The sequence below is a fragment of the Peterkaempfera bronchialis genome, from assembly GCF_003258605.2.
GTDB lineage: Bacteria > Actinomycetota > Actinomycetes > Streptomycetales > Streptomycetaceae > Peterkaempfera > Peterkaempfera bronchialis.
Window position 1 is genome coordinate 479,792 of sequence record NZ_CP031264.1, and the last position, 24,062, is coordinate 503,853.

The 24,062-nt window shown below is 73.3% G+C and carries 24 protein-coding genes and 3 pseudogenes; 12 read left to right on the forward strand and 15 right to left on the reverse strand.

Translation table 11 applies throughout. The features are described 5' to 3' along the window. Window positions 1-76: 76 nt before the first annotated feature. Window positions 77-823 (forward strand): TVP38/TMEM64 family protein, encoded by a 747-nt coding sequence (locus C7M71_RS02165; RefSeq protein WP_111490917.1) that lies wholly within the window; start codon window positions 77-79, stop codon window positions 821-823. Here the strand turns inward: C7M71_RS02165 and C7M71_RS02170 are convergent. Continuing rightward, window positions 805-1,635, reverse strand: a complete 831-nt coding sequence (locus C7M71_RS02170) for an alpha/beta fold hydrolase (protein WP_111490918.1) — start codon at window positions 1,633-1,635, stop codon at window positions 805-807. The genes C7M71_RS02165 and C7M71_RS02170 overlap by 19 nt on opposite strands. A 108-nt stretch (window positions 1,636-1,743) precedes the next feature. Here C7M71_RS02170 and C7M71_RS02175 point away from each other — a divergent pair, with 108 nt between their 5' ends. Together C7M71_RS02175 and C7M71_RS02180 are read left to right on the forward strand one after the other, a co-directional pair. After that, entirely contained in the window at window positions 1,744-2,169 is a 426-nt protein-coding gene (locus C7M71_RS02175) for a MarR family winged helix-turn-helix transcriptional regulator (RefSeq protein ID WP_175607768.1), read from the forward strand. A 46-nt stretch (window positions 2,170-2,215) separates the two neighbouring features. Then, window positions 2,216-2,632 carry a ribosomal maturation YjgA family protein gene (locus C7M71_RS02180; RefSeq protein WP_407675968.1) on the forward strand — a complete coding sequence of 139 codons (417 nt, stop codon included), beginning with the start codon at window positions 2,216-2,218 and terminating at the stop codon, window positions 2,630-2,632. A 16-nt stretch (window positions 2,633-2,648) separates the two neighbouring features. On the opposite strand, the gene C7M71_RS02185 is transcribed toward C7M71_RS02180, so the two are convergent. From C7M71_RS02185 to C7M71_RS02195, 3 genes are all read right to left on the reverse strand, one after another. Then, window positions 2,649-4,727, reverse strand: a complete 2,079-nt coding sequence (locus tag C7M71_RS02185) for a SpoIIE family protein phosphatase (RefSeq protein ID WP_111490921.1) — start codon at window positions 4,725-4,727, stop codon at window positions 2,649-2,651. Between the two features lie 96 nt (window positions 4,728-4,823). Continuing rightward, window positions 4,824-5,786, reverse strand: coding sequence for a helix-turn-helix transcriptional regulator (locus C7M71_RS02190; protein ID WP_111490922.1), 963 nt, complete (start codon window positions 5,784-5,786; stop codon window positions 4,824-4,826). A gap of 176 nt (window positions 5,787-5,962) precedes the next feature. Beyond that, the gene (locus tag C7M71_RS02195) at window positions 5,963-6,343 is read right to left on the reverse strand and encodes a YrdB family protein (RefSeq protein ID WP_114914134.1); all 381 of its coding nucleotides are present in this window, start codon (window positions 6,341-6,343) and stop codon (window positions 5,963-5,965) included. Between the two features lie 137 nt (window positions 6,344-6,480). On the opposite strand from C7M71_RS02195, the pseudogene C7M71_RS33095 reads away from it, so the two are divergent. The 4 genes and pseudogenes from C7M71_RS33095 to C7M71_RS02215 form a co-directional block, all read left to right on the forward strand. Beyond that, window positions 6,481-6,594: pseudogene (locus tag C7M71_RS33095) on the forward strand (Mini-circle protein); the annotation flags it as partial. A 317-nt stretch (window positions 6,595-6,911) separates the two neighbouring features. Beyond that, window positions 6,912-7,304: a cell division protein SepF gene (locus C7M71_RS02205; protein WP_229758482.1), complete on the forward strand. Its 393-nt coding sequence runs from the start codon at window positions 6,912-6,914 to the stop codon at window positions 7,302-7,304. A 134-nt stretch (window positions 7,305-7,438) separates the two neighbouring features. Next, on the forward strand, window positions 7,439-7,993 hold the full coding sequence (locus tag C7M71_RS02210) for a TetR/AcrR family transcriptional regulator (protein WP_111493886.1): 555 nt from the start codon (window positions 7,439-7,441) through the stop codon (window positions 7,991-7,993). Further along, window positions 7,990-9,657: an MFS transporter gene (locus tag C7M71_RS02215; RefSeq protein WP_111493880.1), complete on the forward strand. Its 1,668-nt coding sequence runs from the start codon at window positions 7,990-7,992 to the stop codon at window positions 9,655-9,657. Before C7M71_RS02210 ends, C7M71_RS02215 begins: the two co-directional genes overlap by 4 nt. A gap of 25 nt (window positions 9,658-9,682) precedes the next feature. Here C7M71_RS02215 and C7M71_RS02220 read toward each other — a convergent pair whose 3' ends face one another. Both C7M71_RS02220 and C7M71_RS02225 read right to left on the reverse strand, forming a co-directional pair. Beyond that, window positions 9,683-10,585 carry a transketolase family protein gene (locus tag C7M71_RS02220; protein WP_111493878.1) on the reverse strand — a complete coding sequence of 301 codons (903 nt, stop codon included), beginning with the start codon at window positions 10,583-10,585 and terminating at the stop codon, window positions 9,683-9,685. A gap of 44 nt (window positions 10,586-10,629) precedes the next feature. Next, entirely contained in the window at window positions 10,630-11,331 is a 702-nt protein-coding gene (locus C7M71_RS02225) for a thiamine pyrophosphate-dependent enzyme (protein WP_111493876.1), read from the reverse strand. A gap of 43 nt (window positions 11,332-11,374) precedes the next feature. Here C7M71_RS02225 and soxR point away from each other — a divergent pair, with 43 nt between their 5' ends. The 3 genes from soxR to C7M71_RS02240 all read left to right on the forward strand — a co-directional run bounded on the left by soxR (window position 11,375) and on the right by C7M71_RS02240 (window position 14,587). Continuing rightward, window positions 11,375-11,869 (forward strand): redox-sensitive transcriptional activator SoxR, encoded by a 495-nt coding sequence (gene soxR, locus C7M71_RS02230; RefSeq protein ID WP_407675847.1) that lies wholly within the window; start codon window positions 11,375-11,377, stop codon window positions 11,867-11,869. Window positions 11,870-12,065: 196 nt separating this feature from the next. After that, complete coding sequence (locus C7M71_RS02235) at window positions 12,066-13,637, forward strand: methionine--tRNA ligase (RefSeq protein ID WP_114914135.1); 1,572 nt, start codon at window positions 12,066-12,068, stop codon at window positions 13,635-13,637. A gap of 95 nt (window positions 13,638-13,732) precedes the next feature. Then, entirely contained in the window at window positions 13,733-14,587 is an 855-nt protein-coding gene (locus tag C7M71_RS02240; protein WP_111489270.1) for a hypothetical protein, read from the forward strand. Here the strand turns inward: C7M71_RS02240 and C7M71_RS02245 are convergent. The 7 genes from C7M71_RS02245 to C7M71_RS02275 all read right to left on the reverse strand — a co-directional run bounded on the left by C7M71_RS02245 (window position 14,575) and on the right by C7M71_RS02275 (window position 21,667). Further along, window positions 14,575-15,558: an aldo/keto reductase gene (locus C7M71_RS02245; RefSeq protein ID WP_111489271.1), complete on the reverse strand. Its 984-nt coding sequence runs from the start codon at window positions 15,556-15,558 to the stop codon at window positions 14,575-14,577. The genes C7M71_RS02240 and C7M71_RS02245 overlap by 13 nt on opposite strands. Before the next feature lie 89 nt (window positions 15,559-15,647). Continuing rightward, complete coding sequence (locus C7M71_RS02250; protein WP_111489272.1) at window positions 15,648-16,553, reverse strand: Gfo/Idh/MocA family protein; 906 nt, start codon at window positions 16,551-16,553, stop codon at window positions 15,648-15,650. A 74-nt stretch (window positions 16,554-16,627) separates the two neighbouring features. Beyond that, entirely contained in the window at window positions 16,628-17,560 is a 933-nt protein-coding gene (locus C7M71_RS02255; protein ID WP_111489273.1) for an LLM class F420-dependent oxidoreductase, read from the reverse strand. Window positions 17,561-17,661: 101 nt separating this feature from the next. Continuing rightward, the gene (locus tag C7M71_RS02260) at window positions 17,662-18,588 is read right to left on the reverse strand and encodes a LysR family transcriptional regulator (protein WP_111489274.1); all 927 of its coding nucleotides are present in this window, start codon (window positions 18,586-18,588) and stop codon (window positions 17,662-17,664) included. Window positions 18,589-18,592: 4 nt separating this feature from the next. Then, window positions 18,593-19,786, reverse strand: a complete 1,194-nt coding sequence (locus tag C7M71_RS02265) for a glycine C-acetyltransferase (RefSeq protein WP_111489275.1) — start codon at window positions 19,784-19,786, stop codon at window positions 18,593-18,595. Between the two features lie 54 nt (window positions 19,787-19,840). Beyond that, a complete protein-coding gene (tdh, locus tag C7M71_RS02270) occupies window positions 19,841-20,869 on the reverse strand; it encodes an L-threonine 3-dehydrogenase (protein ID WP_111489276.1) in 1,029 nt (342 codons plus the stop codon). Window positions 20,870-21,055: 186 nt separating this feature from the next. Next, window positions 21,056-21,667 carry a flavin reductase family protein gene (locus C7M71_RS02275; protein ID WP_111489277.1) on the reverse strand — a complete coding sequence of 204 codons (612 nt, stop codon included), beginning with the start codon at window positions 21,665-21,667 and terminating at the stop codon, window positions 21,056-21,058. Between the two features lie 167 nt (window positions 21,668-21,834). Here C7M71_RS02275 and C7M71_RS31330 point away from each other — a divergent pair. Further along, a pseudogene (locus tag C7M71_RS31330) lies at window positions 21,835-22,168 on the forward strand (integrase core domain-containing protein); the annotation flags it as partial. Between the two features lie 125 nt (window positions 22,169-22,293). Here the strand turns inward: C7M71_RS31330 and C7M71_RS30460 are convergent. Beyond that, on the reverse strand, window positions 22,294-22,566 hold the full coding sequence (locus tag C7M71_RS30460) for a hypothetical protein (protein WP_162824105.1): 273 nt from the start codon (window positions 22,564-22,566) through the stop codon (window positions 22,294-22,296). Beyond that, window positions 22,524-22,782: pseudogene (locus tag C7M71_RS33335) on the reverse strand (winged helix-turn-helix domain-containing protein); the annotation flags it as partial. The pseudogene C7M71_RS33335 and the gene C7M71_RS30460, both read right to left, overlap by 43 nt. A 20-nt stretch (window positions 22,783-22,802) precedes the next feature. On the opposite strand from C7M71_RS33335, the gene C7M71_RS02290 reads away from it, so the two are divergent. Then, window positions 22,803-23,609 carry a tyrosine-type recombinase/integrase gene (locus C7M71_RS02290; protein ID WP_111489278.1) on the forward strand — a complete coding sequence of 269 codons (807 nt, stop codon included), beginning with the start codon at window positions 22,803-22,805 and terminating at the stop codon, window positions 23,607-23,609. Window positions 23,610-24,062 lie beyond the last annotated feature (453 nt).

The following is a 24,062-nucleotide window of genomic DNA, read 5'->3' on the forward strand; positions in this document are numbered from 1 at the left end:
CGGTCCGTCAGCCAAGCCATACGGCCGACCACCTGCGGCCATAGGACCAGAACCCGGATCCGGCTACGCTCCACGCGTGCCCGAAGAACCGCCGCCGCGTGCCGCCCGCGCACTGCTCCCGCCTCGGGCCCGGCTCGCCCTGCTGGTGCTGCTGCTGTCCGCCGCCGCCTGCTCACTGCTGCTCTGGAGCCCGCAGCGACTGCTCTCCCCCGGCTTCACCGGGCTGGTCCCGGCCCCCTGGGCGGGCCCGGCCTTTGCCGTACTCTTCGCGCTCAGCACCCTCGCCTTTGTGCCCAAGCCGGTGCTCAACGCCGCAGCGGGAGCCCTCTTCGGCATCCACCAGGGGCTGGCACTGGCCGTCGCCGGCACCACCCTCGGCGCGGCGCTCGCCTTCGCGCTGGGGCGCGGACTCGGCCGCGATGCGCTGCGCCCGCTGCTGCGTACCAAGGTGCTCGCCGCCCTCGACCGGCGGCTGACCCACCAGGGCTTCCGCAGCGTCCTGCTGCTGCGCATCATCCCCGGCGTCCCGTTCGCCGCCGCCAACTACGGCGCGGCCTTCTCCGGCGTGCGGCCGCTGGTGTTCCTCACCGCGACGGCGGTCGGCGTGGTCCCGGGTACGGCCGCCTATGTGGTCGCCGGCGCCTCGGCGGCCTCCCCCACCTCCCCCGCCTTCCTGCTGTCGGCGGGACTGATCGTCGCCACCGGCCTCTTCAGCACCGTCTCCCTGTGGCGGGCCCGACGCCGGTCGACCCCCCGTCCGGCCGAGCCGGTGCCGTCCCGCCCCGGCTCTCGGGGTGCCAGGGGTCAGCGCTCCTCCGCGTAGACGGTGCGCAGGAAGTCCTCAAGGATCCGGTTGTAGGCGTCCGGCTGCTCCATGGTGGGCATGTGGGCGGCGCCCTCGATGGTCGTGATGCGGCCGTCGGGCACGGTGGTGGCGATGCGTTCGGCTATGGCCGCGAGGTCTGGCGTGTCGAGGGCGCCGTTGACGGCCAGGACGGGGACGGTGATCTCCTTGGCGCGGGTCGCGGTGTCGGGCACGGGGCGGTGGTGGTCCGGTTCGGCGGCGGTGTGCTTGGTGATGGTCCGCCGCGCCATCTCCCGCAGCCGTCGTACGACCGCGGGGTCGATGTCGTCGAGTGTGCGGTGCGGCCCGGCCGCCCAGAGCGCGGACCCGTCGATCCAGCCCTCGATGTCGCCTGCTGCCAGTGCGCGGGCCTGGGCGGCCTGGACGTCCCTGGCCCAGGGGTCGTGGAGTTCGGGTGCGCTGGTGCCGCCGCCGCTGATGACCAGCGCGCGTACCAGGTCCGGGTGGACCAGTGCGGTGTCGACCGCGATCGTCGCCCCCATCGACACCCCGGCGAGGACGGCGGGGCCGACCCCGAGGTGGCGCAGCAGCGCGGCGAGGTCGTCGGTCTGGCGGAAGGGCCTGCTCGCATTGGCGGAGGCGCCGTGTCCCCGGGCGTCCGGTGCGATCACCCGGTGGTGGCGTGCGAGGACCGGCACCTGGTCGTCCCACATGGTGTGGTCCAGGTAGCCGCCGTGCAGCAGCACCAGCGGTCGGCCGGCGCCGGTGTCGCGGTAGGCGAGGAGGCCGTCCTCGGACGCGAAGGTGAAGATGTCGGAGGCGTCATTCATGACAACCAAGGTGTCATCTTCTCCCGACATTGGCAACCGAGGTGTCATCATGGTCGGGTGACCGACCTCGACCCGCCCCTCGCGCCCGATGACCTCTCCCACCGGCTCATGGAGGTGTTCGCCCTGGTGGGGCCGCTGTACCGGCGGGTGCAGCGCAAGGTCGAGCAGGACGCGCCGATCCAGGGGCTCTCCATCGGCGTACGCGCCGTGCTGGACCTGCTCCGCGAGCACGGGCCCATGACCGTGCCGCAGATGGGCCGCGCCCAGGCGCTGAGCCGCCAGTTCGTACAGCGCATGGTCAATGACGCCATGGCGCAGCACCTGGTCGAAGCCCTCCCGAACCCCGCCCACCAGCGGTCCTCGCTCATCCGGCTGACCGACGACGGCCGGGCGGCCATCACCGCCGTGACCACCCGCGAGCGCGCCCTGCTGCGCCAGGTCGGCGGCGACCTCACCGAGGCCGACGTCGCGGCCTGCGTACGGGTCCTCAGCCGGATGCTGGAACTCTTCGACGACGTCGATGTGAACGGCTGATCCACACTCCCGGCCCCCACCGGTAGGGTCACTGCCCGTGGACGGCATACGGATCGGCACGGCAGCCGGGCGGCCCCTGCGGACCAGGGCGGCTGCGGCCGGGGCCGCATTGCTGACGGTGGCCGCCGGGCTGGCGGTCAGGTCGGTGGTGGGCGGCGAGTTCGCGGCGCGGTCCGGGACGGCGCTCTACACGGTGCTGGTGTACACGCTGGTGGTGGTGGCGGCGCCCCGGGCACGGCCGGTCATGGTGGCCGGGGTGGCCCTGGGGGTGAGCTGGGCGGTGGAGTTCCTCCAGCTCAGCGGGGTGCCCGCGGAGCTGTCCGCCCGGAGCTGGCCGGCCCGGATGGTGCTGGGTTCCACCTTCGACCCGGCGGACCTGCCCTGGTACGCGGTGGGCGCCGCGCTCGGCTGGCTGGCCCATGTCGCGGTACGGGCGATCGGCGCCCCGGCCCGAGACCGCTGAAGGCACCGGGCGGGGGTCAGTCCTCGGCGTCGCGGCCGACCACGAACTCGCTCCAGACGCACTTGCCGGTGCCGCGCGGGTCCACCCCCCACACATCGGCGACCCGGTCGACCAGCAGCATGCCGCGCCCCGAGGTGGCCTCCCAGCCCGGCTCGCGGCGGCGGGGCAGGGCGCTGGAGCGGTCCTGCACCTCGACCCTCAGCCGGCGGTGAGGCCCGGTCAGCAGCCGCAGGCTCAGCAGCGCCCCGCCGTCGGTGTGCCGCAGCGCATTGGTGACCAGTTCGTCGGCGACCAGCTCGATCTCGTCGGACCGCTCGGGGACACCCCAGGCCCGCGCCGCCTCGCGGATCAGATGGCGGGCGGCGATCAGCGCCTGGGGGTCGCCCGGGGCGATGTACTGGTGCAGAAAGCGGGCCTGCTCGGCGGCGGTGCCCTCCTCCCGGCTGAGCAGCAGCAGCGCCATGTCGTCCTCGCCACCGGTCTGCTCCGTCATCACCTCGCAGAGCCGGTCGGCCAGCTTCTCCAGGTCGCCCGGCCCCTGGTGGACGACCCGGCCGAGCAGGTCCATGCCGTCGTCCAGGTCCCCGCCGGGCTTCTCCACCAGGCCGTCGCTGCACAGCAGCAGGCTCTCCCCCGGGGCGAGCTCAAAGGCGGTGACCGGGTACTCCAGGTCGCCGAACTGGGCGGAGAGCCCCAGCGGCAGCCCCACCGGGCCGGGGACCTGGCGGCACCAGCCGTCGGTATGGCGCAGCATGGGCGCGATATGCCCGGCCCGCACCACCCGCACCGCGCCGTCGGCGGGGTCCACGTCGGCGTAGACGCAGGTGGCGAAGCGCTCGGTGTCCAGCTCGCAGAGGAAGACCGAGGCGCGGGCCATCACGGTGGCCGGCGAGTGGCCCTCGGCGGCGTAGGCGCGCAGGGCGATCCGCAGCTGCCCCATGACGGCGGCGGCATGGGTGTCATGGCCCTGGACGTCGCCGACCATCACCCCGACCCGGCCGCCCGGCAGCGGGACGGCGTCGTACCAGTCGCCGCCGATGTCCCGGCCGAGGCGGGCGGAGCGGTAGCGGGCCGCCACGGCGACGCCGGGCACCTGGGGGAGGCTGCGCGGCAGCATGGCGTTCTGGAGGCCCTTGGCCAGGTCGTGCTCCTGGTCGAAGAGCACCGCCCGTTGCAGGCTCTGCGCGATGCCGCTGCTGAGCGCGACCAGCAGGTTGCGCTCCTCGGCGGTGAAGGCGTCCTTGTCGCGGTAGAGCAGGCCGAGGCCGCCGATCGCGCGGCTCTGGGCGACCAGCGGCAGATAGGCGGCGGCGGAGACACCGAGCGGGCTGATGTGGGGCCACAGGTGCGGATAGCGCTTCGCGAACTCGTCGGCGGAGGTCAGGAAGACGGGCGCCGTGGTGCGGACCACCTCGCTCAGCGGGTAGTCGTCCTCGATCCGCGACCACTCCAGCTCGGGGACCAGGGTGCCCTCCCGGCCCTCCGCGATCACCTGTATCCGGCCGCCCTCGACCACCCCGAGGACCAGGCTGGCCGCGCCGAGCCGCCCGAGGCCGTCCGGGTCGCTCAGTACCGCCGTGACGTCCTGGACGGTGATGGCATTGGCCAGCGCGGCGGTGGTGCCCTCGACCACGCTGGTCTGGCGGTCCCGTTCGCGCTCCACGGACAGCCGCTCGGCGGCCTGCTCCAGCTCCTCGGTGGCGTCCCGGAGGATGCCGATCACCCGGCGCGGCAGGCCGTCGGGGCCCCGGTGGATATGGCCCTGGGCGTGCAGCCAGCGGCGGCCTCCGTCGGGGCGCAGCACCCGGAAGTAGAAGCCGTAGGCGGTGGAGCCGTCCTTGAACGCCTGGGAGATCCTGGCCTGTACGCCGGACCGCTCCTCGGCGGGCATCCGGGCGGCGAGGACGGTGGGATCGGCGTGGTACTCGTCGGATGCCACTCCGTAGACCTTGAGCGCGGGCTCGTCCAGGTGGATCCGGCCGGTGTCCACCTCCCAGTCGAAGCTGCCCATCCGGTTGAGGGCGAGGCTGGCGTCCGGACCCGCGGGCCACGGGGCCGGCAGCTCGGTGCCGGACTCGGTTGCGCGCTCGTCCATCTCGCCTCCCGATGCGGTGAGCCGCCGCGGGCAGCGCTCCCATGCTGTGGAACAGGTCACAGCCTAACTTTGCCCGGGCGGTCGATGGTGAGCGGGTCACCCGTACAGCTCTGCCGTGGCGCGTGCGGTGGCGGCGATCCGCTCGCGAAGTTCGGGGGGTCCGAGCACCTCGGCGCCGGCGCCGAGCCGCAGTAGGTCCCAGGCCGCGTGCCGGAGGGACTCCACGGGGAGCGCCACCCGGAGGCGGCCGTCCGGGCCGGGGGCGCCGGCCGCCTCGACGGCGTGGGCCTGGACGGGGGCGAAGAGGGCCCGCACCCGGCGGGCGGCCTCCTCGGTGAGCAGGATGTCCACGCTCTGCCCATAGGCGGACTCCTGGAAGCCTCGGGACCAGCCGTCCCAGTAGGCGGCCAGGTCGAAGTCGGGCGGGCGTTCGAAGGGGTCGCCCTGGGAGCACGCCAGGATGCGGGCGACCCGGTAGGTGCGGAAGCCGCCGTCGGCTGCGGCGACCAGGTACCACTCGCCGGCCTTGAGGACCACGCCCAGCGGCTCCACGGCGCGGTCGACCTCGGCCGGGCCCCACTTGCGGTAGCGGATGCGCAGCGCGCGCTGCCGCCAGACGGCGTCGGCGACGGTGCCCAGGTGCGGCACCGGGGAGGCTTCGGCGAACCAGCGGCCGGGGTCGAGGTGGAAGCGCTCCCGGATGCGCTCGGCCCGCTCCCCGGTCTCGGCGGGCAGCGCGGCCAGCAGCTTCAGCCGGGCGCTGGCCAGCTCCGCGCCGAGGCCCAGCTCGGCGGCCGGGCCGGGCAGTCCGGCCAGGAAGAGCGAACCGGCCTCGTCGGCGTTGAGCCCGGTGAGCCGGGTGCGGTAGCCGTCCAGCAGCCGGTAGCCGCCGTCGGGACCCCGGTCCGCGTAGACCGGGACGCCGACGGCGGCCAACGCCTCGACATCCCGGTAGACCGTGCGGACCGACACCTCCAGCTCGGCCGCCAGCTCCCCGGCGGTCAGCCGGCCTCGGTTCTGGAGCAGCAGGAGCAGGGAGAGCAGTCGATCGGCTCGCATGGGGCGATTCTGCCTCGCGGCGGCGGGTGAGCGGATGCCCAGGCGGTCCGGGGTCAGCCGGGGGCGGCGGCATTGGCCACCAGGACGGCGGCGAAGACGCCCGCGAACAGCAGACGGCCCGCGACGGCGAGGGCGGCGTACGGCGGTGGTGGAACGAATAGCCCGGCGGTCCGGGGTCAGCCGGGGGCGCCGGGGCGGGGTGGGTGCCAGGCACCGAGGGTGGCGAGGGCGGCGGTGTTGGCCACCAGGACGGCGGCGAATACGCCCGCGAGCAGCGGATGGCCGGTGGCGGCGAGGGCGGCCACCGCGGCGCCCATGACGGCGAGCTGGGTGGCCAGCCAAGCGGCGGGTGAGCGCCGCACCGGGGCGCGCGGGGCGGCGTAGCGGCCCCAGAGGAGCGCGGCGGCCGACGGGAGCACGGCGGCGAGGGCGATCCGCAGCGGCAGCGGCCCGCCCAGGTTGTACCCGTCGAACCCGCCGTAGCCGAGGGCGGCCAGGGCGCACAGTTCCAGCAGGAAGCGCAGCGCCAGATTGAGCGCGGTGGCCGCAGCCCGCATCGTCCATCCCCCCCGTCTCGGTGACGCCGTGCCCGATTGCCGTGCCCGATCGCCGTGCCCGACGGTCGGCCAGCGTAGCGGGCAGCGCGCGAGGCCGGTCGGAAATGGTTCGCGGTGGGCAGCGGAGGCCGGTCAGGATGGCCGTCATGACCGGTACACGTACCGCGCCGCCCTTTGTCGGCGGCGAACGGGACCTGCTCGACTCCTGGCTGGACTTCCATCGGGCCACCCTCGCCATGAAGTGCGAGGGCAGCGACACCTCCTGACCGCGCCACAGCCTCTTGGCCACCGTCGGGCATGCCGACCTGCTCCGCGAGCGGATCGACGGCGCCACGGGAGACTGACGTTCAGTCAATCCTGGTTGACGGCTGCCCGCCTGGAACCGTTCGCCGACCTGCGGCGTCGCACAAGGCGTCAGTCGTCCCGCGCGCCACCACCCGAACGGCGGTCCTCCACAGGCGCGGATCGACTGATCAGTGCGATACTCGGACAGTTCCGGCGAGTGGATGACACGTCAGAAGACGGGTAGGCCGCGGGAACAGGACGTGACGGGATGGGGAGGCGCGACATGGGAGCACTTCGTGACGAGCACCACGGGTGGCTGATGCCCTCCGGCGGCTACGCGGCCCCCGTGTACGAGGATCCCTGGGCCACCGATGCGGTGGCGGCCCAGGCCCCCGCCGAGGCCGCCCGGATCGTCTCGGTGCGCCCCACCGGTTTCGAGACCGCCCGGGTCGTCGGTGAGCATGTGCGGGCCGGGACGCCGGTGGTCATGGATGTCTCGGAGATGCCCGACGGCGACGCCAAGCGGCTGGTCGACTTCGCCTCCGGTCTGGTCTTCGGCACCCGGGGCAGCATCGAGCGGATCGCCCGCCGGGTGTTCCTGCTGGCGCCGCCCGAGGTCGAGGTGATGGTGATCGACGGCCCGATGGACGACACCGGGTTCTACAACCAGAGCTGACCGGTCCCGCAGAACCCCCGATCCCGCAGAACCCCGAAGCCGGTGGGCGGCCCTGAGCCGCCCACCGGCTTCTGCTGTGCGCCACAACCGAAAAATATGAGACACCACTGTCTCACATGGGCTACAGTTGGCTCATGGCGATCGACCGTGACTCCGTGCTCAATGCCGCTGTCGGCGTACTCTCCCGGCAGCCCCAGGCGGCCATGGACGAGATCGCCCGCGCCGCCGGCATCAGCCGCGCCACCCTGCACCGGCTCTTCCCGGGCCGGGACGCCCTGGTGCGCGAGGTGGGCGCGCTGGGCCTGCGGCGCTTCGCCGAGGCACTGGACGAGGCCCGCATCGAGGAGGGCGATGCCACGGCCGCCGTCCGCCGCCTGGTCGACGCCGTGATCCCGGTCTCCCAGCTGTGCGCCTTCCTCACCGGCGAGAGCAAGCTCTACGAGGACAGCGAGATCAACCAGTCCTGGGACCGGCTCGACGCCCGCGTCCGGGAGCTCTTCCTCCGTGGGCAGCAAGAGGGCGCCTTCCGCATCGAACTTCCCGCCGCGTGGCTGAGCGAGGCATTCCTCGATCTCGTCGCCGGGGTGGGCTGGGCCGTCCAGGACGGCCGCCTCGCCCCCCGTGACAGTGCCCACGCCCTCGCCGAACTCTTCCTCGGCGGGGCCACCAGGAGACCCGCTACACCATGACCAGCGCCCCGCAGACCCCGAACTCCTCCGCCCGCACCGACCGCTCCGCCCGCACCGACCGCACCCGCACCGATCGCATCCGCACCGAGCGCATCCGCACCGAGCGTGGCCGCCGGCTCGCCCTGGGCGTGCTGGTCCTGGGTGTGCTGCTGGTGGCCGTGGACGCCACCGTGCTCTCCCTGGCCATCCCCTTCATCAGCGAGGACCTGCACCCCAGCGGCACCCAGCTGCTCTGGATCGGCGACGTCTACTCCTTCGTCCTCGCCGGACTGCTGGTCTCCATGGGTTCGCTCAGCGACCGCATCGGCCGCCGACGGCTGCTGCTCTGGGGCTCGGCCGGCTTCGGCGCCGCCTCCCTGGTCGCCGCATACGCTCCCGGGCCGGGCTGGCTGATCGCCGCCCGCGCCGTACTCGGCGTCGCCGGCGCCACCATCATGCCGTCCACCCTGTCGCTGATCCGCAGCATCTTCCCCGACGACCGCGAACGCGCCACCGCCATCGGTGTCTGGGGCGCCGCCGCCACCGCCGGTGCCGCAGCCGGGCCGCTGGTCGGCGGGTTCCTGCTGGAGCACTTCTGGTGGGGCTCGGTCTTCCTGATCAACCTGCCGGTGATGGTCCTGCTGATCGTCCTCGGCGCGCGGCTGCTCCCCGAGTCCCGCGACCCGAGGCCGGGCGCCTGGGACCTCCCCAGCGTGGCCCTGTCGATGACCGGCATCATCGGCGTGGTGTACGCGGTGAAGGAGGCCGCCGTCCATGGCACCGCCCGCGCCGATGTGGTCGCGGCGGGTCTGCTCGGGGCCGCCGCCCTGGTGGTGTTCGCCCGGCGCCAGCTGCGGCTGGCGGTGCCGCTGCTGGACATCCGGCTCTTCACCGACCGCCGCTTCACCGCAGCCGTCATCGGCGCCCTGGTCGCCCTGGTCGGCCTCTCCGGCGTGGTCTTCTTCGTCTCCCAGTACCTCCAGCTGGTCCGTGGCTACTCCCCGCTCCGCGCCGGACTGGCCGAGCTGCCCGCCTTCGCCGGCGCCATCGCCGGTGGGCTGCTCACCGGGTGGATCGTCCGGCGGGCCGGTGCCCGTGGTGCCCTCTCCGGCGGGCTGCTGCTGATGGGGCTCGGCCTCGGCGCCCTCGGCTGGGCCCGGGCCGACACCTCCTATCTGCTGCTCGGCACGGTCTTCCTCGCCGTGGGCACGGCGGAGGGCCTGGTCTACACCCTCTCCACCGACCTGGTGCTGACCGCAGCCCCGGCCCGCAAGGCAGGCGCCGCCTCGGCGGTCTCCGAGACCGCGTATGAGCTGGGCGCGGCGCTGGGCATCGCCCTGATCGGCTCGGTGCTCACCGGTCTGTACCGAAGCGGGGTAGCCGTCCCCCAGGGGCTCGGCGGGGCGGCCACCCACCAGGTGCGCGACTCGCTGGGCGGCGCCGCCGAGGTCGCCGCCGGGCTGCCGCAGCCGACCGCCGGCGCGGTCCTGAGCAGCGCCCGGGCCGCCTTTGTGCACGGTATGAACGCGGCCTCGCTGCTCGCCGCCGCACTGCTGGTCGCCGCCACCGTCGGGAGCTGGCTGCTGCTGCGCCGCCCGGAGTCCCCGGTGGCGGACGAGCACCCCGCCGACCTGCCGGCGGACCGCCGGGGCGCCACGGCGACGGAGCACGGCACCGCGGCCTGACGGCCACCCGCCGGGCCCCGGAGGTTCAGACCGGCAGCGGCAGGAAGGCGGCGATCCGCTCGCGCAGCGAGCGCGGGTCCAGCCCATGCGCGGCCAGGTGGTCGGCCATGGTGCCGTAGCGGCGCAGCTCGGGCCGGGCGACGCCGAGGCCGAGCAGCCGGTGCGGCAGCCGCTCCAGGGCCTCGGCCGCGAACGGCACCGAGGTACCGGCGAGATACGGCTCCACCAGCACCACATCCGCCGGACCTGCCGCCACGGCCGCCCGCAGCGCTGCGGCGTCGAAGGGCCGCACGGTGGCCGCGTACAGCACGGTCACATCCAGGCCCGATACGGCGGCCAGCACCGCGTCGAGCATCGGGCCGACCGCCACCACCGTGCCCGCCGAGCCCTCGCGGACCACGGTGAAGCGCCCGGGGATGACCGGCTGCGCCGACGTGTTGCGCTGCTCGGAGAGGCGTACATAGACCCGGCCGTCCGCCGCCACCGCGTCGCGCAGCAGGGCCTCCGCCTCATCGGGGTGCCCGGGGATGTGCACCGTCCAGCCGGGCAGGGTGTCCAGCAGTGCCACATCGCCGGGCGACTGATGGGTCCGGCCGCCCTCCGGCAGGTCATAGGAGCCCATGGCGCTGACCAGCACGGCTGCGACGTCCTGGTGGTTGAGGTCCAGTTTGATCTGCTCGAAGGCCCGCTCGACCAGGAAGCTGGCGAAGGTGTGCACCACCGGCCGCAGTCCGGTGAGGGCGAGGCCGCCGGCGACGGAGACCATCAGCTGCTCGCGGATGCCGACATTGAGCACCCGGTCGGGGTGGGCGGCGGCGGCCGTGGTGAAGCGGTCGGCGGAGATGTCGGCGAGGACGAGGGCGAGGCGCGGGTCCTCGTCCAGCAGGCGGCTGGTCACGGTGGCGAAGCGGTCGCGCATGGTCGGCATGGCGGGGGTCTCCTCGGTGGGGGTGGGGGCGGGCCTGGGGAAGGTCAGCGCTTGGGTTCGACCAGGGCGACGACGACATGCGGGCGTCCCGGGTGCGCGGTGGTGAACGCCTCGTACAGGGCCGCGTGGTCGCGCCCGTCCACGGTGCGGGCGGACCAGCCCTCGGCGGCGAAGCGGGAGGCGATGCCGCCGCTCCAGCCGTGGGTGGCAGAGGAGTTGTCGACGACCACGGTGTGCAGGGCCTCCAGGCCGACCGCGCCCGCATAGGCGATGGCCTCGTGGTTGGAGCCCTCGTCCAGTTCGGCGTCGCCGACAAGGGCCCACACCCGGGAGCGGGTCAGACCCTGGGCCCGCAGGCCGAGCGCGGTACCGACGGCGAGCGGCAGGCCGTGGCCGAGCGAGCCGCTGCCGATCTCCACGCCGGGGAGCAGCACCCGGTCGGGGTGGTGGCCCAGCGGGGAGTCGAACGCGCCGAAGCCGGGCAGCAGGGAGGGGTCGAGGAACCCCTTGGCGGTGAGCACCGCGTAGTAGGCCATCGGACCGTGGCCCTTGGAGAGCAGAAAGCGGTCGCGGTCCGGGGCGTCGGCGGTCTCCGGTGTGACCCGGAGTACCCGGTCGTAGAGCACCCAGAGGGCGTCCAGGGTGGAGGTGGCGGCCGGGCCGTGCTTCTCGTCGCCGGTCATCAGCGCCATCAGGCGTGGCAGATCGTGGTAGCGGAATCGGGTGCTCTCGCTGGTCAGCGTCATGCCACGATGCTGCAACTTCAAGCGGGCTTGAAGTCAACACCGTATGATCGCCGCCGTGACTCCACCGCACGACCGCCTCACCATCGGCGAGCTCTCCGCCCGCAGCGGCCTGGCCACCTCGGCGCTGCGCTACTACGAGGAGCTCGGCCTGATCCACGCGCAGCGCACCTCGGGCGGGCAGCGCCGCTACCCCCGGGCGACGCTGCGCCGGGTGGCCTTCGTCCGGGCCGCGCAGCAGGTCGGGCTCTCCCTGGAGGAGGCCCGCCGGGCCCTCGCCACCCTGCCGGAGAACCGGCCGCCCACCGCCGTCGAGTGGGCCGGGGTGGCGGCTGCCTGGCAGGACCGCATCGACGCGCAGATCGCGGATCTCCAGCGGCTGCGCGCCCGGCTGGGCGACTGCATCGGCTGCGGCTGCCTGTCGCTGCGCAAGTGCGGCCTGTACAACCCGGACGACACGGCGGCTCGGACCGGCGCCGGTGCCCGCTATCTGCTGGGCGAGGAAGTCCCGCCGCCCCCAGCGTCTCCGGGGGCCCGGTGATACCCGAGTGCGGGCGGCGCGGCCGTTCTGCTACCGTCGAGCGCATGATCACGTCGCCCGCGCACCAGCAGATGATGCCCCGCTCCAGGGGCTGCTGAATCCGGACGACCTACACCATCCGAGGCCCCGAGTCGGGGCCGTCGGGCGCACAACGCGCAGCCGGAGCCCCGCCGCTGGACGACGAGGAGCTCCCCGCGTGAACCCCCAGGCGACGCCCCGCCACTACCTGACCACCACCATCCCCTATGTCAACTCCCGGCCGCACCTGGGCTTTGTGCTGGAGCTGGTGCAGGCGGACGTACTGGCCCGGCACCATCGGCGGCTCGGCCACCGGGTGCGGCTGCTCACCGGCACCGACGACAACTCGCTGAAGAACGTCCTGGCCGCCGAGGAGCAGGGCGTTCCGGTGCAGCAGCTGGTGGACCGCAACGCCGACGCCTTCGCGGCGCTGCGCGGTCCGCTCTCGCTCTCCACCGACGACTTCCTCCGCACCAGCAGCGACCCGAGGCACCGGCCCGGGGTGGAACGGCTCTGGCGGGCCTGCGCGGACAACGGCGACCTCTACCGCAAGCACTACGCGGGCCTGTACTGCGTGGGCTGCGAGCAGTTCTACCCGGAGGAGGAGCTGGACGGAGGCCGCTGCCCGGAGCACGGCACCGAGCCTCAGCTGGTGGTGGAGGAGAACTGGTTCTTCCGGCTCTCCCGGTACACCGAGCGGCTGCACGGGCTGGTCAGCAGCGGCCGGCTGCGGATCGAGCCGGAGGCCCGCCGCAATGAGGTGCTCTCCTTCATCGCCTCCGGGCTGCGCGACTTCTCGGTCTCCCGCTCCCGGGAGCGCGCCCGAGGCTGGGGCATCCCGGTGCCCGGCGACCCGGACCAGGTGGTGTACGTCTGGTGGGACGCCCTCGGCAACTACGTCACCGCGCTGGACCACGCGACCGGCGGCGCGGCCTACGACGAGTGGTGGGAGGGCAGCGAGCGGCGGGTGCACCACGTGGGCAAGGGCGTGGTCCGCTTCCACGCCGTGTACTGGCCCGCGATCCTGCTCTCCGCCGGGCTGCCGCTGCCCACGGACATCCTGGTGCACGACTATCTGACCGTGGACGGCCGCAAGATCAGCAAGTCGGCGGCGGGCGGCACCGTCGATCCGCTGGGGCTGGTGGAGCGGTACGGCGCGGACGCGGTCCGCTGGTGGCTGCTGCGGGAGGTGCCCCGGGTCGGCGACGCCGACTTCACCGAGCAGCGGCTGGTGGCGCGGTTCGACATGGAGCTGGCCAATGGGGCGGGCAACCTGGTGCACCGGACCGTCGCCATGGTGCACCGCTACCGGGGCGGCGTGGTGCCTGATGTACCGCTGCCCGACTGCCCGGTGGTGCGGGCCTGCCGGACCGCGCCGGACCGGGTGTCGGCGGCGCTGGACGGCTTCGACCTGCGGCGGGCCACCGCTGCGGTCCTCGGCCTGGTCGAGGAGGCCAACCGCCATATCGAGGCGGCCCGGCCCTGGGAGCTGGCCCGCGCCGAGCGGTCCGGCGACCGCAGCGCCGGGGCCCGCCTGGATGAGGTGCTGGCCGTGCTGGTGCACGCCTGCCGCGCCCTGGGCCGGGAGCTGGCCCCGTTCCTGCCCGACGGCGCCGCCCGGATCACCGCCCAGTGCGCGGGCAGCCCGCTGCCCGCCCCGGCCCCGCTCTTCCCCCGCCTCTCCGACCCGCGCGCCGACCCCGGCCCGCGTGCCACCCCCGGCCCGCGCCCCGCCGCCCGGCTGCGTTAGTGCTTCGCCCGCCGCAGTGGACCAACTCCGGGGGGCGGTTTCGGAGTTCAGCCCACGGCCTCCCGGCGCCCACCCTGGCCCGGCACAATCCCCGCATGGCGATCACCGAGACCGGGCGCCCTGCCACCGCCGCACCGGCGGCCCCGGCGCGCGGCTTCCTGGTCGGCGGCACGGCCGGCTGCGGCCTGGCGTGCCTTGTCGTCGCACCGATCACCGGAAAGGTGCCCCTGGCCGTCGCGGGCGTCGGCCTCCTGCTGCTGATGGGCCTGGTGCCGGCGGTCAGCGCTCACCTGCGGCGGGCGCGTACGCCGAGGATGCCGGTGGACTCCGCGCCCGAGTCCACGACGGTGGAAGCGCTGCCGGATGGCGCGTCCTGTGGGATGGGCATCCTGGGGTTTCTGATCGGCGCGGCGGTCGTGGTCCTGCTCTGCCGGGCGGAGCTGTTCGCGAACGACACCGCGCACCCCTCCCCGTCCTCGCGGTCCACCCTCACCGTCACCGCCTCCGGCGCATCGTCGTCCGGCGCGTCGTCGTCCGGCGCGTCGTCGTCCGTCACCACGGTGTCCGTCACCACGGTGTCCGGGCCCGAGGGGGCGATGCTCCGCGACAGGGAGATCCGCCGCCTCGCCGAGTCGATGACAGCGGCGGCGGGGACATCGCAGGTCTCCGAACTCACCATCGAGGACGGGCGGATGACCATGAGGACGGCGGCAGCGCCGCCCCCACCGGGGATCGATCTGCGCTCCCTTCCGTATGAGCGGCTTCCCGTGCTGGTGGCCGAGGCGCGGACCACGCTGGGCATCCGGAACCCGGTCTCCTGGCGCATCGGTTGCACCCAGGACGCGACGACCAAGGCGCTGGTCATCCGGGTGACCGTGTCCGACCAGCACGGTGCCGCATCCCTGGAGGCCGACGCCCGAGAAGAGGTGACGGTGCGTCACTCACGCTGAACGGCCGGAGCCCCGGCGGCGTCGAGGCGGGCCAGCTGGTCGGCGTCGAGCACCAGGTCGGCCGCCGCCAGCGCCTCCTCCAGCTGGGCCATGGTGCTGACGCCGAGGATCGGGATCGCCGGCGGGTCGCTGCGCAGCAGCCAGGCGAGCACCACCTGGTGGGGCGTGGCACCGGTCTCGGCGGCGACCCGGCGCAGTTCGCTCAGCCGCTGCCGGGTGCCCGGGTGGCGGTACTGCTCCGGGAGCGGCCGGTCGGGCCGGGTGTAGGAGCCGGAGAGCAGCGGGGAGTAGGCGAGCAGGGTGAGGTCGTCCTCGGCGCGGACCAGGTCCAGGATAGGCCCGTCCGCCCAGCGCTGGACGCCGAAGTCGGCGTCGGGACGGGGGCGCAGATAGCTGTGCCGCTGCTGCACCGCGCGGTAGCGGGGGCGGTCGCCGGCCAGGGCGCGGGCCTCGGCGATCCGGTCGGCGCGGTGGTTGCTGACGCCGAGCAGTCCGACGGTGCCCTCCTCGGCCAGGTCGGCGAGGACTCCGACGGTCTCGGCCGGGGGGACGGTGCGGTCCTCGATGTGGGTCTGGTAGAGGTCGATCCGGTCGGTGCCGAGTCGGCGCAGGCTGCCCTCGACGGCCGCGCGGACGGCCCGCTCCCCCAGCCCTTCGGCGTTGGCGGGCCACTCGGTGCCGCGCCGGGGGTCGGGGAGGGCGCCGACCTTGGTGGCGACCACGGTCCGGTCGCGGGCGCCTCGGGCTGCCAGCCAGCGGCCGAGCAGCAGTTCGCTCTCGCTGCCGTCATAGCCGTCGATCCAGCAGGGGTAGTTGTCGGAGGTGTCGACGAAGGTGCCGCCGGCCTCCGTGAAGCGGTCGAGGAGGGCGAAGGAGGTCGCTTCGTCGACGATGGTCGAGAAGTACATCACGCCCAGGCAGAGCGCGCTGACCTCGATGCCGCCGGGTCCGCCGAGGCGGGTGGTCTCCATGGCAGGGCTTCCCTTCCGGTGGGGTGCGGTGGTCCGTACCGGGAAGGGACGCTAGGTGCTCGCGCGCGCTCCAAGGCAAGCGCGCGCCGCTATGCGGTCACCTGCTCCACCACGTACTCGCACACCTCATGGGTGCGCAGGGCGTCGCGGGCGGAGACCACCCTGCCCTGCCGTACCGCGCCGAGGAAGGCCGTGCACGCCTGCTCGATGCCGCGCTGGCGGGCGACCGGAACCCAGTCGCCGCGTCGGCGCAGCGTGGGCTGGCCCCGGTGGTCGACCACCTCGGAGAGGTTGTGCACCTCGCGCTTGCTGTCGGCGCCGGAGACCTCCAGGATCTCCTCGGCGGAGCCGCTGACCCGGTTCATGATGCCGAGCGCGGTGAAGCCGTCCCCGGCGAGGGTGAGCACCACATGGTGGAGCCTGCCGCCCTTGACCCGGGCCCGGACGTCGGTGTGCCGGATCTCGCCGGGGACCAGGAAGCGCAGGGTGTCGACCACATGGATGAAGTCGTCGAAGACGGCGGTGCGGGGGTCCTCCGGCAGGCCCTCGCGGTTCTTCTGCATGACGATCAGCTCGCGGGGACGGTCCAGTGCCTGCGTGTACGCGGGGGCGTGGCGGCGGTTGAAGCCGACCATCAGCGACCGCCCGGTCTGCTCGGCGAGGTCGACCAGCCGCCGGGCGCCGGACAGCCGGTAGTCGAGCGGCTTGTCGACATAGACATCGACGCCGGCGGCCAGCAGCCGTTCCACGATGGGCACATGCTGGTCGGTGGAGGCGTGCACAAACGCGGCGCGTACCCCCGCGTCGATCACCGCGTCCAGCTCGGTGTGGCGGTGCGGGAGGCGGTAGCCGTCGCCGATCCGGTCGAGCTTGGCCCGGTCCCGGGTCATCAGGTGGAGGTCGAGCCCGGGTTGCGCGGTGAGTACCGGGAGATACGCCTTCTGGGCTATGTCGCCCAGCCCGATCACCGCCACCGGGATCGTCTCGCCGCCCATGTCCGCTGCTCCCCTCGCCGCCGGTCCGCCGTCGGTGCAGCATAGTGCGACGGCAAGGGGGCCGGGCGGGTCGGTCAGACCCCTGCGGCGCGGATGTCCGCGTGCACCCGGGCCGCCAGGTCGGTCAGCTCGCGGCCGTCGCGGGCGCAGTTCTGGAGGTCGATCAGCACCTCGTGGACGCCCGCTTCGGCGTGCGCGGCCACATCCGCCACGATCTGCTCGACGGTGCCCACGAAGGGCCGCCGGTCCGCGTCGCCGACCGGCGCCGTGGTGAGCCGCACATTGGCCCGTACGCAGAATCCGAGCGCAGCCGCGTCGCGGCCGTAGGAGGCGGCCTGCTCGGTCAGCTGCCGCCAGACGGCCGCCAGCTGCTCCGGCGGTCGGCCGGTCGGCAGCCAGCCGTCGGCGCGGCGGGCCACCCGGTCCAGCGCCCTGCCGTTGCCGGCCGCCAGATAGACCGGGATGGGGCGGGCGGGCTTGGGTCCGACCTCCGCCTCGGTGATGACGGCGTGGGCGCCCTGGTACGAGACCGGGTCCGGGCCCCAGACCGCCGCGCAGATGTCCAGCAGCTCGTCCAGGGCCGCGCCGCGCTCCTCGAACGGGACCACGGACGCCGCCGCGTACTCGTCCAGCGACCAGCCGGTGCCGAAGCCGGCCACCACTCGGCCACGGCTTGCCGCGTCCAGGGTGGCGAGGGCGCGGGCGAGTTGGACCGGCCCATGCAGCGGCGCCACCAGCACGCTGCTGCCCAGCCGGGCCCGCTCGGTGACGGCGGCGGCCAGGGAGAGCACCACCAGGGGCTCCGCGATCGACCGGTAGAAGTCCGGCCAGGGCAGTCCGGGGATTCCGTACAGCCCCTGCTTGGTCCGTTCGGGGAAGAGCACCCGCTCGAAGACCCAGAGGCTCTGGTAGCCGGTCTGCTCCGCCGCGCGGGCCACCTCCACCACATCCCGGCCCAGGTCGTACTGCTTGGCCTGCGGCAGCCCGAGTCCCAACCGAATCGCCACGGGTGTTCCCCTTCTCTCCCGACTTGACCGCGCCTGCGGCCGACCCTACTGCCCGGCGGCCGGGTGGACACCTCGAAGCCGGGCCCCGCCGGGGGGCCGGGTCAGGCGGCCTGGCCGCCGGGGTGGATCGGCTCGGCGGCGGTCTTCAGGGCGTCCAGTACCGGGCGGATCAGCGGGTGGTCCTCCGCGCCGCGCCGCACGGCGGCGAAGACCCGGCGGGTGGCGGACACCCCGTCGACCGGGCGCACCACGACCCCGGTCAGCTCCATGCCGCGCAGCGCCGAGCGGGGCACCAGGGCGACCCCGGCACCGGCCCCGGCCAGCGCGACCACGGCGCGGAAGTCGTCGGAGGAGTGCACCAGGCGCGGCTGGAACCCGGCGTACTCGCAGGCCAGCACGACCACGTCATGGCAGGGGTTGCCCGGGTAGGGGCCGATCCAGGGCTCGTCGGCCAGGTCGCCGACCGGGACCCGGCCGGCGTCGGCGAGCCGGTGGGCGACGGGCAGCACCGCGTCGAACGGTTCGGCGTAGAGCGGGACGCGGGCCAGCCGCTGGTCGTCCTCGCGGGGCGCTCCCCGGTACTCCACGGCCACGGCCAGGTCGGCCCGCCCGTCGAGCACCATCGGCAGGCTCTCGTCGCCCTCGGCGTCGCGCACCCGGACCCGGATGCCGGGCGAGGTGCGGGCCAGCTCGGTGAGGGCGGGGGCGAGCACCAGGCCGATGCCGGTGGCGAAGGAGGCGACGGTCAGCTCGCCCGCCGCACCCGAGGTGTACGCGGCCAGCTCGGCCTCGGCCCGCTCCAGCTGGGCCAGGACGGCGTGGGCGTGGGTGAGCAGGATCTCCCCGGCGGGGGTGAGCCGGATGCCTCGGCCGTGGCGCTCCAGCAGCCGGTGGCCGGTCTCGCTCTCCAGGGCGGCGAGCTGCTGGGAGACGGCGGAGGGGGTGAGGTACAGCGCGGCGGCCGCGGCGGTCACCGTACGGTGGTCCGCCACCGCCCGGAGAGTCCGCAGCCGCCGCGCATCGATCACCCGTTCATCCTGCCAGGGCGGCCCGCGCGGCGACGAACGCGGCCACGGCCTGCTCCACGTCGGCGGCGGAGTGCGCGGCGGAGAGCTGCACCCGGATGCGGGCCTGGCCGTGCGGCACCACCGGGTAGGAGAAGCCGACGGCGTAGACGCCCTGCTCCAGCAGCAGCTCGGCCATCCGCCCGGCGGTGGCGGCGTCGCCGATCATCACCGGGGCGATGGGGTGGTCGCCGGGCAGGATCTCGAAGCCCTCCTCGGTCATCCGGGTGCGGAACAGCGCGGTGTTGTCGCGCAGCTGCTGCCGCAGGCCCTCGGAGTCCTCAAGGAGGTCGAGGACCTTGAGGGAGGCGGCGGCGATCACCGGGGCGAGGGAGTTGGAGAAGAGGTACGGGCGGGAGCGCTGGCGCAGCAGGGCGACGATCTCGGCGCGGGCGGCGACATAGCCGCCGGAGGCGCCGCCGAGCGCCTTGCCGAGGGTGCCGGTGACGATGTCGACCCGGTCCATCACACCGTGCAGCTCAGGGGTGCCCCGGCCGCCGGGGCCGACGAAGCCGACGGCGTGCGAGTCGTCCACCATCACCATGGCGTCATAGCGGTCCGCCAGGTCGCAGATCTCGCGCAGCGGGGCGACATAGCCGTCCATGGAGAAGACGCCGTCGGTGACGATCAGCCGGCGGCGGGCGTCGCCGGACTCCTTCAGCCGCTGCTCCAGCTCGGCCAGGTCGCGGTTGGCGTACCGGAGGCGGCGGGCCTTGGAGAGCCGGATGCCGTCGATGATGGAGGCGTGGTTGAGGGCGTCGGAGATCACGGCGTCGCGCTCGTCGAGCAGGGTCTCGAAGACGCCGCCGTTGGCGTCGAAGCAGGAGGAGTAGAGGATGGTGTCCTCGGTGCCGAGGAAGCGGGAGAGCCGCTCCTCCAGCTCCTTGTGGACCTCCTGGGTGCCGCAGATGAAGCGGACCGAGGCCATGCCGTAGCCCCAGCGGTCCAGCGCCTCGCGGGCGGCGGCGACGATCTCGGGGTGGTCGGCGAGCCCCAGGTAGTTGTTGGCGCAGAAGTTGAGCACCGGGCCGGGTCGGCCGCCGGCCGTGACGGCGACGGCGGCGCTCTGCGGGGTGCCGATGACCCGCTCCGGCTTGTGCAGGCCGGCGGCGCGGATCTCGTCCAGGGTGGCGCGCAGGTCGTCGCGTACCGAGTCGAACATGGCGGGAGGCTCCTAGGTGTGCTCAGGTGCTCGGGGGCTCGGGTGCTCGGGTGCTCAGGCGGTCCAGTCGAGGATGACCTTGCCGCAGCGTCCGCTCGCGGCGTCGTCGAAGGCGGCGTCGAAGTCCTGGTACGGGTAGCGGCCGGTGATCACCGGGCTGAGGTCCAGGCCGCCCTCCAGCAGCACCGACATGGCGTACCAGGTCTCGAACATCTCCCGGCCGTAGATGCCCTTGATGGTGATCATGGAGGTGACGATGCGGGCGAAGTCGACCGGGAACTCCTGCGACGGCAGGCCGAGCATGGCGATCCGGCCGCCGTGCGTCATATTGGCGATCATGTCGCGCATGGCCTCCGGGCGGCCCGACATCTCCAGGCCGATGTCGAACCCCTCGCGCAGCCCGAGGCGGCGCTGCCCCTCCTCGATGGAGGTCTCGGCGACGTTCAGGGCCAGGCTCACGCCGACCTTGCGGGCCAGCTCCAGCCGGTACTCGCTGACATCGGTGATCACCACATTGCGGGCGCCCGCGTGCCGGGCGACGGCCGCCGCCATGATGCCGATCGGGCCCGCGCCGGTGATCAGCACATCCTCGCCGACCAGCGGGAAGGAGAGCGCGGTGTGCACCGCGTTGCCGAACGGGTCGAAGATGGCGGCGGTGTCCAGGTCCACCGGCACCCGGTGCACCCAGACATTGGCGGCGGGCAGCGCCACATACTCGGCGAAGGCGCCGTCCCGGCCCACGCCGAGGCCCACCGTGGCCCGGCACAGGTGGCGGCGGCCCGCCAGGCAGTTGCGGCACTTGCCGCAGACCAGGTGGCCCTCACCGCTGACCAGGTCGCCGACCGCGATGTCCACCACGTCCGCCCCGGTCTCGGCGACCTCGCCGACGAACTCATGACCGAGCACCAGAGGGGTCCGCACGGCCTGCTGCGCCCAGCCGTCGTACGCCCGGATGTGCAGGTCGGTGCCGCAGATGCCGGTCCGCAGCACCTTGATCAGCACCTCGCCGGGCCCGATGGACGGCTCCGGCACATCCATCAGCCACAGCCCGGGCTCGGCCTTCTCCTTCACCAGTGCCTTCATGGCTGCGGCTCCTGTACGCGCGGTGGACACGCCTGTCCGCGCCCTGGGGGGAAGGCGCGCGGACAGGCATGGGGGATGCCCTGCGTACGGTCACCGCACCGGGCAGAGACAATCTGCCCGGTGGCGGGGTTTCAGTCCATCGAGGTTTTCTTAACCGGAGCCACAGCTACGCTTCACGGTCGGTGCTCAGCCCTGCTGCTGCCAGTCCTGGTAAGGAATCCGGGCCAGCTCCTTGATCTCGCCCATGGTCCCCCACTCGTTCTTCCCCAGCCGCGACAGCGGCCGCAGCCGCCCGATCTCGGGGTGCCCGTCCACCACCGTGTCCGCCCGCACGGCGGCATGGACGACCGTGCCGAAGACCACCGTGGAGTTCCCCAGGCAGAGCGTGCTGTGCAGCCGGCACTCCAGCGCCACCGGCGACGCCGCCACCCGAGGCGGCTTCACCCGCAGACTGGGCTCCCGCTCGATGCCGACCGCGTCAAACTCCCCCAGGTCCTCGGGGAAGTCGGTGGCCGTGGCGTTGATCTGATCCAGGAGCGGCTCCGGCGCGAAGTTGACCACGAACTCCCCGGTCGCCTCCGCATTGCGCAGCGAGTCCTTGCGGCCCACGGAGGTGAACTGCACCACCGGCGGATCGGTGCAGGCCACGGTGAAGAACGAGTGCGGTGCGAGGTTGGCCGTCTCCCCGTCCGCCGCGAGGGTCGACACCCAGGCGATCGGCCGTGGCACCACCACGGCGGTGAGCAGCTTGTAGAACGCCCTGGAGTCCATGGCCTGAGGGTCGTAGTCGATGCGCATGGCAGCCAGTATCCCCGCGCCGGCACCGGGCACCCCCGAGCCACCCGGGGGTGCCCGGTGCCGGGAGGATCCGGGCCCTGGAGCGGAGCATCTCGTTCGTCTCGCCCGAGAGGCAGTCGTTGAAGATCTTCCGTGACGCGTTCGGCCTCCTCGTACTCTTCCCTGCCGTCCAGACCGGCATCCGGATCCCCCGCATCAATACGATCACGGAACGCTGGGTGCGATCCTGTCGAACCGAGCTCCTCGACCACACCCTCATCCGGAACCAGGCTCACCTACTCCACGCGCTGCGCGAGTACGAGCAGTTCTACAACCAGCAGGCCCCACCGCAGCCTCGCCAGCGCCGCACCTCTCTGCGCACTACCCGAACCGATCACCGAGCTCGACCGGCTCACCCACCTCGACATCCGCCGACGTGACCGCCTCGGGGGCATCCTGCACAAGGCGCCCGGCTTCCTCGGGTGTGCCGGCCGGTGCCTTCCAGCAGGAGCGCACCGATGAGTGCGGAGCGCATCGGCGCGGGTGGCGGCTCCGTGCCCAGGGGCGGACCCGCGTGCAGGAAGGTGCGGTCGTCGCCGTCCAGGTGTTCAGCACCGATCGCAGGGGGTTGATCGGCTGCCGCCGCCTCACGCGACGGCGGCACGGGGCCGCATGGTGGCCATGATGTGGCCGCTGCCCACCGGGAGGTCGACGACGGCCAGGCCGGCCTGGGCCCGGAGCGCGGCACGGACGCCTGCGATGGCCGCGCGGTGCTCGGCGAGGGTGTAGCGGGCTGGGTCCATGTCGTCGAGCAGGAGGACGCCGCCGTCGCGCAGGGCAGCGAGCGTGCGGTCCAGGCCGCTCCACTTGCCACCCTCGGCGTCGGCGAAGGCCAGCCGTGCCGCCGTAGCAGCCGCCACGTGCCCTCCACGGTGTACGAGACGTGGAACAGTCGGCCGATCACCGTCTTCACCCGGGCCGGCGTCCACCGCTGATCGGTCCACCCGTGGGCCGGCGGGCCGCGCTCCAACTCCCGCTCCAGTCTGGCTATCCGCATGTCTGACAGTCGACGCCACCCCGGCCAGGCCCTCCTCGCGCCACTGCCGCCGCCAGCGTTCCACCGACCGCTCCGAGACTCACCGGCGAGATCGTGCCCATGATCCAGGTCGCCCCGTCCAAGCTCGACCAGGAGCGGCTGCTGCTGGTCTCACCAGAGCTCGGCGAGGTGCTCACTGCGATCATTCATCGCGTCCGGCGCGGGCAGCAGGCCATGCCCCTGGTCTCCGCCTACGACAGTTTGGAACGGCTCTGGAGTGCACCGATGCCGTTCCTCTTCCAGCGCCGCTGCGGCTCGGAGGACCGGGCCATCCCGCGCAACGACATCTACACCTGCCTCAACGACGCCCTCGCCGCCAGCGGGCTGACCGGGCCCGGCAACGAGCAGCTGCGATACACACCCCACGACTTCCGAAGAATCTTCATGACCGACGCCCTCCGCTCCGGCCTGCCCCCGCACATCGCCGCCCGCATCTGCGGCCACCGGATGGTCGACACGACCCTCGGCTATGCCGCGATCTATCCCGAGGACGTCATCAACCACCACCGGTTCTTCATCGCCCGCCGCCGGTCACTGCGCCCCGGGGAGGAGTACCGCGAGCCCACCGCCCAGGAGTGGCAGGACTTCCTGGCCCACTTCGAGCTGCGGAAGGTCGCCCTCGGCACCTGCGCACGCGACTTCGGCACCCCCTGTGTCCACGAGCACGCGTGCATTCGCTGCCCTGTCCTGCGGCCCGATCCCGAGCAGATGCCCCGTCTGAAGGAGATCCACGCGAACCTGCTCGACCGGCTCCAGGAGGCCAAGGAACAGGGCTGGCTCGGCGAGGTCGCCGCGATCGAAGCCAGCCTCGCCGCCGCCGAGCAGAAACTCCGCAGCAGTGCCGGACGTCTTGATGCCGAGCAGTGACAGCGGTGCCGCCTCGCATCAGTACCGTCGGTCCAAAGCCTCAACGAGGCTGCGGAGTTCGCGCGACCGGCGACGGGACATCGCCAGCATCACCGCTTCGAGGAACTCGCGGGCCTGCCACGGATCACCGCAACAGGCCCACTCCGTGCAGCCACCGCTCTCGTACTCCCACAACCGTCGACTCGGCTGGTGGACAAAGCTCCGCCAGCGCACCATCGCTGACGCTATCGAGCCCGGCCACAGGTACTTCTTCTGACGTTCGATCCGTCGAACCTCGGCGAGTGCGGCCGAGGAGATGCCACGGATGGCCGTGATGTCGTCATGCTTCGGGCGCCGGCGCGGCAACTCGGCCAGGACGCGCCCAGGCCGCCTACGCGGCATGGGCCTTTCTGTTGATCGTCATACTGGCCATCTTCCCATCTGCGGTCGCTACGCGACCAGCCCGGATTGACC

Excerpts from the sequence above, each read along its gene's own strand:
- C7M71_RS02175 (WP_175607768.1), top strand. The coding sequence starts at position 1,744 with ATGGAGGTGTTCGCCCTGGTGGGGCCGCTGTACCGGCGGGTGCAGCGC.
- C7M71_RS02245 (WP_111489271.1), bottom strand. The coding sequence starts at position 15,558 with ATGGAGACCACCCGCCTCGGCGGACCCGGCGGCATCGAGGTCAGCGCG.
- C7M71_RS02240 (WP_111489270.1), top strand. The coding sequence starts at position 13,733 with ATGGCGATCACCGAGACCGGGCGCCCTGCCACCGCCGCACCGGCGGCC.
- C7M71_RS02225 (WP_111493876.1), bottom strand. The coding sequence starts at position 11,331 with ATGACGCTGACCAGCGAGAGCACCCGATTCCGCTACCACGATCTGCCA.
- soxR (WP_407675847.1), top strand. The coding sequence starts at position 11,375 with ATGATCGCCGCCGTGACTCCACCGCACGACCGCCTCACCATCGGCGAG.
- C7M71_RS02205 (WP_229758482.1), top strand. The coding sequence starts at position 6,912 with ATGGGAGCACTTCGTGACGAGCACCACGGGTGGCTGATGCCCTCCGGC.
- C7M71_RS02290 (WP_111489278.1), top strand. The coding sequence starts at position 22,803 with ATGATCCAGGTCGCCCCGTCCAAGCTCGACCAGGAGCGGCTGCTGCTG.
- C7M71_RS02185 (WP_111490921.1), bottom strand. The coding sequence starts at position 4,727 with ATGGACGAGCGCGCAACCGAGTCCGGCACCGAGCTGCCGGCCCCGTGG.
- C7M71_RS02265 (WP_111489275.1), bottom strand. The coding sequence starts at position 19,786 with ATGTTCGACTCGGTACGCGACGACCTGCGCGCCACCCTGGACGAGATC.
- C7M71_RS02195 (WP_114914134.1), bottom strand. The coding sequence starts at position 6,343 with ATGCGGGCTGCGGCCACCGCGCTCAATCTGGCGCTGCGCTTCCTGCTG.
- C7M71_RS02190 (WP_111490922.1), bottom strand. The coding sequence starts at position 5,786 with ATGCGAGCCGATCGACTGCTCTCCCTGCTCCTGCTGCTCCAGAACCGA.
- tdh (WP_111489276.1), bottom strand. The coding sequence starts at position 20,869 with ATGAAGGCACTGGTGAAGGAGAAGGCCGAGCCCGGGCTGTGGCTGATG.
- C7M71_RS02220 (WP_111493878.1), bottom strand. The coding sequence starts at position 10,585 with ATGCCGACCATGCGCGACCGCTTCGCCACCGTGACCAGCCGCCTGCTG.
- C7M71_RS02210 (WP_111493886.1), top strand. The coding sequence starts at position 7,439 with ATGGCGATCGACCGTGACTCCGTGCTCAATGCCGCTGTCGGCGTACTC.
- C7M71_RS02275 (WP_111489277.1), bottom strand. The coding sequence starts at position 21,667 with ATGCGCATCGACTACGACCCTCAGGCCATGGACTCCAGGGCGTTCTAC.
- C7M71_RS02250 (WP_111489272.1), bottom strand. The coding sequence starts at position 16,553 with ATGGGCGGCGAGACGATCCCGGTGGCGGTGATCGGGCTGGGCGACATA.
- C7M71_RS02170 (WP_111490918.1), bottom strand. The coding sequence starts at position 1,635 with ATGAATGACGCCTCCGACATCTTCACCTTCGCGTCCGAGGACGGCCTC.
- C7M71_RS02215 (WP_111493880.1), top strand. The coding sequence starts at position 7,990 with ATGACCAGCGCCCCGCAGACCCCGAACTCCTCCGCCCGCACCGACCGC.